This is a genomic window from Pseudodesulfovibrio karagichevae, from assembly GCF_041414475.1.
In the GTDB taxonomy this organism is placed as follows: domain Bacteria; phylum Desulfobacterota; class Desulfovibrionia; order Desulfovibrionales; family Desulfovibrionaceae; genus Pseudodesulfovibrio; species Pseudodesulfovibrio karagichevae.
The window spans coordinates 1-8,242 of sequence record NZ_JBGLYH010000101.1 but is presented as its reverse complement, the minus strand read 5'-3'; the positions used below and the strand labels follow the sequence as shown (position 1 = coordinate 8,242).

The 8,242-nt window shown below is 64.3% G+C and carries 7 protein-coding genes; 2 read left to right on the top strand and 5 right to left on the bottom strand.

Annotated elements, in window-relative coordinates; genetic code table 11:
* Nucleotides 1-67: 67 nt before the first annotated feature.
* From yjgA to AB6M95_RS18985, 5 genes are read right to left on the bottom strand one after another with little or no spacing between them, the layout of a single operon-like run.
* Entirely contained in the window at nt 68-595 is a 528-nt protein-coding gene (gene yjgA, locus AB6M95_RS19005; protein ID WP_371388318.1) for a ribosome biogenesis factor YjgA, read from the bottom strand.
* Nucleotides 595-1,212: an ABC-type transport auxiliary lipoprotein family protein gene (locus AB6M95_RS19000; RefSeq protein WP_371388317.1), complete on the bottom strand. Its 618-nt coding sequence runs from the start codon at nt 1,210-1,212 to the stop codon at nt 595-597. Before AB6M95_RS19000 ends, yjgA begins: the two co-directional genes overlap by 1 nt.
* Nucleotides 1,213-1,224: 12 nt before the next feature.
* Nucleotides 1,225-2,376: an MlaD family protein gene (locus AB6M95_RS18995; protein ID WP_371388316.1), complete on the bottom strand. Its 1,152-nt coding sequence runs from the start codon at nt 2,374-2,376 to the stop codon at nt 1,225-1,227.
* A gap of 3 nt (nt 2,377-2,379) precedes the next feature.
* Nucleotides 2,380-3,183 carry an ABC transporter ATP-binding protein gene (locus AB6M95_RS18990; protein WP_371388315.1) on the bottom strand — a complete coding sequence of 268 codons (804 nt, stop codon included), beginning with the start codon at nt 3,181-3,183 and terminating at the stop codon, nt 2,380-2,382.
* 9 nt (nt 3,184-3,192) lie between these two features.
* Nucleotides 3,193-4,335, bottom strand: coding sequence for an ABC transporter permease (locus AB6M95_RS18985; RefSeq protein ID WP_371388314.1), 1,143 nt, complete (start codon nt 4,333-4,335; stop codon nt 3,193-3,195).
* Nucleotides 4,336-4,496: 161 nt separating this feature from the next.
* On the opposite strand from AB6M95_RS18985, the gene AB6M95_RS18980 reads away from it, so the two are divergent.
* Together AB6M95_RS18980 and AB6M95_RS18975 are read left to right on the top strand one after the other, a co-directional pair.
* Nucleotides 4,497-4,970, top strand: coding sequence for an Lrp/AsnC family transcriptional regulator (locus AB6M95_RS18980; protein ID WP_371388313.1), 474 nt, complete (start codon nt 4,497-4,499; stop codon nt 4,968-4,970).
* Between the two features lie 17 nt (nt 4,971-4,987).
* The gene (locus AB6M95_RS18975) at nt 4,988-8,008 is read left to right on the top strand and encodes a proline dehydrogenase family protein (RefSeq protein WP_371388312.1); all 3,021 of its coding nucleotides are present in this window, start codon (nt 4,988-4,990) and stop codon (nt 8,006-8,008) included.
* Nucleotides 8,009-8,242 lie beyond the last annotated feature (234 nt).

The following is an 8,242-nucleotide window of genomic DNA, read 5'->3' as shown; positions in this document are numbered from 1 at the left end:
GGGGAAGGGGGAAAGGGAAGCCCTTTTCAAAGGGTTCCCTTTCCCCCTTCCCCCGGCCGCCGGAGGCCTACTCCTCCCCCTCGATGTCGCGGAGGAGGCGGAAGAGGGCCCGGGTGTCTTTGGGGGGCTTGTTGTTGGCATTTTCGCGGCGCGCGCCGAGGGTCAGTTGGCGCAGGCGCTGGCCTTCTTCGGGGTGCGCCTCGAACAGGCTTTGCAGCAGTTCGTCGTCGCCGTCGACGAGGCGGTCGCGCAGGTCTTCGACGCGTTGGAAGGCCTTGGTCTTGACCTGATGGCCGAGGCGGGCGGTCTCGACCAGTTCGCGGGCGTGGGCGGTGTCGAAGGTGCGCATGAGCCTGCCCACGTACTGCATGTGGCGGCGTCTGGCCTCGTGCTTGGTTATGGTCTTGAGCAGCAGCAAGGCCTTTTCCACTTCGGGGGGTAGGCCCGCTTCGCGGATCACCTTGTCGCCGAGCGCGGCCAGGTCGGCCCCGAGCTGTTGCAGGGAGGTCATGTCGCGCTTGAGCTGGGAACGGCTTGGGCGGTCATCGATCTCGTCGAAATCGGAAGGGAGGTAGGTCGGTTTCTTTTTTGCCATCAGTCTTTGAGCGGCGCGGCGGCCAAGTCGGTTTCAAGGGCGGCGTAGATCTGCTCCACGCCTTGGGTCATGGCCTTAACCAGGGTTTGGGGGGCGGCGTCGGCCACGGGCACGCGCTTCGCGTAGGAGCCGGAGAAGACGATAGCGTTGTCCGCGGTGGATTCATCGACCACGAAGAACTGCATCTCGACCACGGCGGCGGGCTGGTCGCCGGAATAGTCGCCGTACAGGGCGTTGACCGTGCCTTCCAGGGTCAGGGTCGGCACGACCATGCTGCCCGGTTCGAGGATGTGGCTGAACTGGCCGGATTCACGCAGCCAGCGGCGCAGTTCCGTGGTCAGCATGCTGGCCGGGTTGACGAAGAACATGTTGTAGAAGTCGGATTCCACGCGCTCCCCGGCCCCTCGGTAGACCAGCTCGCGGGAGTTGTAAAGGTCCGAGATGGCCAGCCGCCGGACCATGAGGATGATGTTCCTGGGCGCGTCGGCCTTCTGCGCGGTGCGCGCCGGGGAGATCTGGTAGTAGCGTTTTTCCAGGGGCCTGGAGCCCAGCTTGACGCAGGCCGTGGCGGCCAGGGTCGTGACCAGGAGGGCGACGAGGATTGTGTATCGTTTCATGGCGTGCACCGCTTAGTTGCCTTCGGGATGGGGTTTGTTCGGCGGATTGCCGAAGATCACGCCGGACGGGTACCGTTTGGCCTCGTCCGTGAGTTCCTTGACATTCTGCATGACTTCCCTGGTGTTCTCGATGATGGACCGGACGTTGGCTTCCTGGGAGGCGGTTACGCCGTTGAGGCGGTTGACCAGGGCGTGGACCTTGGTGACGGCGTTGGCCAGGTCGGCCGAGGCCTTGGACATGTTTTCCAGGGTGGGGGCGATCTCGGCCATGGCCTTGTCCATGCGCGGGTCGGTCAGGGTCTTGCTCAAGACCTGGGAGGCCTGCTTGAAGCTGTCCATGGCCGCCCTGGTCTCGGCTGCTGCGGCGATGATGTTGTCGGCGGATTCCGTGGTGATGCGGTCGACGTTGGACAGGATGGAGGCGGCGCGGGGGATGATGGTCTCGGCCGCCGGATCGGCGAGCAGCTTGTCGGTCCGGGCCAGGATGCCCCTGGTGGACTGGAGGATGTCGAGGAAGCGGTTGCCCGCTTCCCTGCCGCCCTCGGTCTTCATGAAGTGGTCGATGGTTCCGACGATGGACTTGACGTCCTTGATGATGGATTCGAGGTCTTCCTGCTTCAGGCTGCTCAGGGTCTTGCTGATGGTGGTCACGGCCTCCTCGACCCGGCTCAGGGTGGAGGGCACGGATGGGATGTACGCGTACTCCGGGGTCCAGTTGATGGGCAGGGGCGGGTTGCTCTTGGGGTCCTGGTAGACCGTGTTCAGGAAGAGCTGGCCGGTCAGCCCCAGGGAAGTGGGCCGGATACGCATGCCGCGCTCGGCGTCGCGGGCCACGTAGGTGACGAAGTCCTTGGCGGTCAGCTTCTCGAACAGTTCCGGGTTGATCTCGCAGCGGACGTAGACGTAGCGGGCCTCGTCCGCAGTGGCCTGGGGATAGATGTTGGACACGAAGTTGATCTCGGCCACCCGGCCCACCTGGACGCCGCGCAGCTTCACCGGGGAGCCCACGGACAGCCCGTTGACCGACTCGTCGAAGTAGGTCTCCAGGGGGAAGGTGGTCTGGAAAAAGCGCCCGCCGCCGAGGATGATGACCACGGCCAGGAGCATGCCGGTGCCCAGGATGATGTACAGGCCCAGCTTGAAGTAGTCTTTTTTGCGTACCATTGCCTATCCTTGGGCTGCCGGTTGCCCGTCCGTTTCAAGGCCGGGGGCGTGGATGTCGGGTTGCCGGAGAAAGAAGCGCCTGACGGACGGGTTGTCCGAGGTGTCCCGCAGCACGCGCGGGTCGCCTTCGGCCACGATGGATTTTACTTCCTTGTCGAGCATGATAACCCGATCCGCTATTTTGTAAATGCTTTCCAACTCATGGGTGACGATGACGAAGGTGATGCCCAGGTTTTTGGACAGGTCCAGGATCAATTCGTCCAGGGCCGCGCTGGACACGGGGTCCAGGCCCGCGCCCGGTTCGTCGAGGAAGAGGATGCCGGGGTCGAGGGCCATGGCCCGGGCGATGGCCGCCCGCTTCTTCATGCCGCCGGACAGGGCGGCGGGCATCTTGAAGGCCGCGCTCTCCATGTCCACCATGGCCAGCTTGGACTTGGCGATGATCTCGATGGCGTCCGGCGGCAGGTCGGTGAACTCCTCGAGCGGGAGCATGACGTTCTGGAGCACGGACATGGACCCGAAGAGCGCGCCCATCTGGTACATGACCCCGAACTTGCGGATGATCGTCTGGCGCGCGGCCCCGGAGGCGGCGGTCAACTCCTCGTCGCCGAACCAGACCTGGCCCGCCATGGGCTCGATCAGGCCGATCATGTTCTTGAGCAGGGTGGATTTGCCGCAGCCCGAGCCGCCGAGGATGATGAAGACCTCGCCCCGCCGGATGTCGAAGGTCACGTCGTCCACGATGACGACGTCGCCGTAGCCGCAGGTCAGGTTGCGCACGCTGATGACCGGGTTGGTGTCCGCCATGACGTCCGCCTATAATCCCAAATAATAGTACGCCACGGCGAAGATGCCGTCGGCGAAGGCGATGAGGATGATGCCGGAGACCACGGCGCTGGTGGTGGAAAGCCCCACCGCGCTGGCCCCGGACCGGGTCTGCATGCCGCGCAGGCAGCCCACGCCCGCCACCAGGAAGCTGAAGACCAGTCCCTTGGCCATGCCGCCCCAGAAGTCGGTCGCGCCGACGTTGGCGAAGACGCGCGAGGTGAAGGTCACCAGGGGGTAGCCCATGGAGAGCATGACCAGCGCGCCGCCCACCAGGCTGGCCATGTTGAAGAACATGGTCATCAGCGGGACCATCCACATGGTGGCCAGCAGCTTGGGGACGACCAGGAAGCGCATGGGCGAAAGCCCCATGGTGGTCAGGGCGTCCAGCTCCTCGTTGATCTTCATAGTCCCGATCTCGGCGGCGAAGGCCGAGCCGGACCGGGCGGCCAGGAGGATGGAGGTGACCAGCGGCCCCATCTCGCGGAACATGACCAGGCCGAGCATGTTGGGCACGAATATCTCGCCGCCGAACCGCTGGAGGCTGATGGCCGACTGGAAGGACATGATCAGGCCCATGAGAAAGCCGATGAGCACGATGATGAACATGGACTCCACGCCCACGTTGATGCAGGCCAGAACCACGTCCTTCCAGCGCACCCGGCCCGGATGGACGGCGGCCTGGAAAAGCAGGACGGCGGACTCGCCCACGAAGGAGATCATTTCCCGGATGTTGCGCCAGATCTCGTCGCCGTACGCCTCCAGGGACTCGGCAAGGCCGCGCCGTTCCCTCTCGGCGGCCTGCATCTTGGGCAGGAAGTTGTCCCAGGTCAGGGCGAGCAGGCGGCTGTCCTCGTCGCGCAGGTTGGCGAGCTCGATGGCGGCCTTGCGCTCGGCGCACAACTCCTTGAGCCGGAGGAGCAGGCCTACGCCCGCGCCGTCCATGTAGGTCACGCCCCCGCAGTCGGCGGTCAGCCGGGCGTAACCGGCCGAGTCGGCGCCCTTGACGGCGTCGCTCCAGACCGAGGCGGCGCCCGCCGCGTCCAGGCGTCCGGACAGGGTCACGACCAGGCCGTCGCCCCGGGTCGAAATGGAGACCCGCGCATCGGTCTGGCTGGGGTTGTTCTTGGTCATGCGGTATCGTCCCTTGCCGGAAACAGGAGTTTTAGCTGAACATATCGAATTGTCAGAATATCCGAGGAGAAGGCAAAAGAAAAGTTGTATGTGCGGGGGCGTTGCCCAAGGCGCGGCAAGGTACTTGACACAGGTAAAAAAGAATATTATTCCCTAAATCCATGAATATCAGAAAAATTGACAAGCTGGATTTGGAAATCCTGAACATCCTTCAGGAAGACGGAAAGGTTTCCAATGCCGAGATAGCCCGAAAGGTCGGCAAGGCTCCTTCGGCCGTGCTCGAGCGCGTGCGCAAGCTGAAGAAGAGCGGTATCATCAAGGGCTATGAATGTATTGTCAACCACAAAGCCCTGGGCCGTGGGCTGACGGCCTTCACTTCCATACGGGTGGAAGAGGGCGTGGGCGCCACCGAGGTCGGCCAGAAACTGGCCGAATTCCCGGAGGTTCTGGAAGTTCATTACACCGCAGGGCGGGATTCGTACCTGGTCAAGGTCCGGGTGGAAGACACCGAGGCCTTGCAGGCCACGCTGGCCAAGTTCGGCACCATCGGGCCGGTCAGGGACACCAATTCGACCATTGTCCTGACCACGGTCAAAGAGTCCCGGGTCATACCGCTCCCCCACGAAAAAGACTAGAACACAAGGAGTCAACAATGTCCGCTACCCCGACCTCCCTGGACCCGAGTATCATCGCTCGGGGCAGGGAGTTTTTTTCGTCCATTTCCGGCGAATCTCCTTCGGTTTTCAACAAAGGCTGGTGGACCGGCAAGGTCATGGATTGGTCCATGAAAAACGAAGATTTCAAGGTCCAGCTATTCAGATTTGTTGATGTTCTTCCATACCTGAACACCTCGGAATCCCTTTCCCGCCATATCGAAGAATATTTCGCGGGCGAGGATTCCAACATCCCCGACGTGCTCAAATGGGGGGCCACCAAGACCAAGTTCGGCGGCGGCCTGGTGGCCAAGGTCCTGAACAAGACCATCCGCTCCAACCTCGAGTCCATGGCCCGCCAGTTCATCATCGGCCAGGAGGCCAAGGAGGCGGTCAAGGGCATCAAGAAGCTGCGCAAGGACGGGTTCGCCTTCGTCCTCGACCTGCTCGGCGAGGCCACCGTGTCCGAGGAGGAGTCCGACGCCTACCGCGACGGCTACTTGGAGGTCCTGGACGCCATACATAAGGAATTGGACAAGTGGAAGGCGCTGGGCGACGCCGACGGCGAGCTGGACTGGGGCACCGCCCCCAAGGTCAACGTGGCGGTCAAGCCCTCGGCCTTCTACTCCCAGTCCAAGCCCGTGGACCTCGAAGGCACCGTGGACGGCATGGTCCGCAGCATCGAGCCGGTCTACAGGAAGGTCATGGAGATGGGCGGGTTCATGTGCATCGACATGGAACAGCTCAAGTACAAGGAAGCCACGGTGGAGCTGTACAAGCGGCTGCGCCTCAAGTACCCGGATTACCCGCACCTGGGCATCGTCTTCCAGGCCTATCTCAAGTCCGTGGACGAGGACGTGCGCCTGTTCATCGACTGGGCGCGCGAGGTCAACCTTCCGGTGTCCATCCGCCTGGTCAAGGGCGCCTACTGGGACTACGAGACCGTGCTGGCCAAGCAGAACGACTGGCCCGTGCCCGTCTGGACCCACAAGCCCGAGTCCGACATGGCCCACGAGCGCGTCTCCCGGTACATCCTCGAAAACCACGACATCTGCCATTTCGCCTGCGCCTCGCACAACATCCGGACCATCTCGGCGGTCATGGAGAACGCGGCCGCGCTGAACGTGCCCGAGGACCGCTACGAGTTCCAGGTCCTCTACGGCATGGCCGAGCCCGTGCGCAAGGGCCTCAAGAACGTGGCCAAGCGCGTGCGCCTCTACTGCCCCTACGGCGACCTGCTGCCCGGCATGGCCTACCTGGTCCGCCGCCTGCTCGAGAACACGGCCAACGAGTCCTTCCTCAAGCAGACCTTCGCCGACGAGGCGGACATGGACCGGCTCCTGGAAAACCCCCAGGAGACCCTGCGCCGCCAGTTGGAGAGCGCCTGCAAGACCGAGCCCGAGGAAAAGGCGGGGCTGCCCCGGTTCCGCAACTTCCCGCCCTCGGACTTCACCCTCGCGGCAGAGCGCGAGGCCTTTCCCGCGTCCATCGCCAAGCTCCGCGCCGCCATGGGCAAGCGGGTTCCGCTGTTCATCAACGGCAAGGACGTGGCCACGGACGACACCCTGGATTCCTACAACCCGGCCAATCCGGACGAGATCATCGGCTCCGTGTGCCAGGCGGGTGTGGCCGAGGTGGACGCCGCCGTGGAGGCCGCCCGCACGGCCTACTTCTCCTGGCGCGACGTATCCCCCGAGGAGCGCGCCGGAATCCTGCTCAAGGCCGCCGCGCATCTCAAGGCCAATGTCCACGACATGGCCGCCCTCCAGGTTCTCGAAGTGGGCAAGCAGTGGGATCAGGCCCAGGCCGACGTGGGCGAGGCCATCGACTTCCTCGAATACTACGCCCGCGAGATGATCCGCCTGGGCAAGCCCCGCCGCATGGGCCGGGCCCCAGGCGAGATGAGCCATCTCTTCTACCAGGGCAAGGGCGTGGCCGCGGTCATCGCCCCGTGGAACTTCCCCATGGCCATCTCCGTGGGCATGGTCTCGGCGGCCATCGTCTGCGGCAACCCCGTGGTCTACAAGCCCGCCGGGTCCTCCTCCTGCGTGGGCCGCGCCCTGGTGGACATGTGGAAGGTCGCCGGGCTGCCCGACGGCGTGTTCAACTACTGCCCCGGACGCGGTTCGGTCATGGGCGACCACCTGGTGGACCACCCGGACGTGGCCGTCATCGCCTTCACCGGCTCCATGGAAGTGGGCCTGCGCATCCAGCAGCGTGCGGCCGTGGCCCAGCCCGGCCAGCAGCAGTGCAAGCGGGTCATCGCCGAGATGGGCGGCAAGAACGCGACCATCATCGACGACGACGCCGACCTCGACGAGGCCGTGCTTGGCGTGCTCTACTCGGCCTTCGGCTTCCAGGGGCAGAAGTGCTCGGCCTGTTCGCGGGTCATCGTCCTGGACGCCATCTACGACCGCTTCGTCGGCCGCCTGACCCAGGCCGCCAAGTCCATCAAGCTCGGACCGTCCGAGAACCCGGCCAACTACATGGGCCCGGTGGTGGACAAGGCCGCCCAGGAGAACGTCCTGCGCTACGTCAAGATCGCCGAGGAGGAGGGCCGGGTGCTGGTCAAGCGCAACGTGTCCGACGACCTCAAGGCCACCGGCGGCTGCTACGTGCCCCTGACCATCGTCGAGAACATCACCAAGGAACACCGCATCGCCCAGGAAGAGGTCTTCGGCCCCGTGCTCTCGGTCATGCGCGCCAAGGACATGGACGAGGCCCTGGATATCGCCAACTCCACCCGGTTCGCGCTGACCGGCGCCGTGTACTCGCGCAGCCCGCACAACCTGGAGCGGGCCTACAGGGAGTTCCGCGTGGGCAACCTGTACCTGAACAAGCACTCCGTGGGCGCGCTCGTCGAGCGCCACGCCTTCGGCGGCTTCAAGATGTCCGGCGTGGGCTCCAAGTCCGGCGGCCCGGATTACCTGCTCCAGTTCATGGACCCGCGCCTGGTCAGCGAAAACACCATGCGCCGGGGCTTCGCCCCCATCGAGGAAGGCGACGACTGGCTGAGCTAGGAGATGATTGCAACGATAAGGCCCCCGCCCGGTTCACCGGGCGGGGGCCTTTTTTTTGCCTCCGGCGGCCGGGGGAAGGGGAGAAGGGAACCCTTTGAGAAAAGGGTTCTCTGTGCAACCGGAAACATGGGTAACAGTTCTGCCCGGGTACATGGGTAACACTTTTATTGTTCGTCCACCGGTTCCGGGGGCCTGATCAGGCCCCCGGAACCGGTGGCGGGCAGGACGCCGAGC

Excerpts from the sequence above, each read along its gene's own strand:
- yjgA (WP_371388318.1), bottom strand. The coding sequence starts at position 595 with ATGGCAAAAAAGAAACCGACCTACCTCCCTTCCGATTTCGACGAGATC.
- AB6M95_RS19000 (WP_371388317.1), bottom strand. The coding sequence starts at position 1,212 with ATGAAACGATACACAATCCTCGTCGCCCTCCTGGTCACGACCCTGGCC.
- AB6M95_RS18995 (WP_371388316.1), bottom strand. The coding sequence starts at position 2,376 with ATGGTACGCAAAAAAGACTACTTCAAGCTGGGCCTGTACATCATCCTG.
- AB6M95_RS18990 (WP_371388315.1), bottom strand. The coding sequence starts at position 3,183 with ATGGCGGACACCAACCCGGTCATCAGCGTGCGCAACCTGACCTGCGGC.
- AB6M95_RS18985 (WP_371388314.1), bottom strand. The coding sequence starts at position 4,335 with ATGACCAAGAACAACCCCAGCCAGACCGATGCGCGGGTCTCCATTTCG.
- AB6M95_RS18980 (WP_371388313.1), top strand. The coding sequence starts at position 4,497 with ATGAATATCAGAAAAATTGACAAGCTGGATTTGGAAATCCTGAACATC.
- AB6M95_RS18975 (WP_371388312.1), top strand. The coding sequence starts at position 4,988 with ATGTCCGCTACCCCGACCTCCCTGGACCCGAGTATCATCGCTCGGGGC.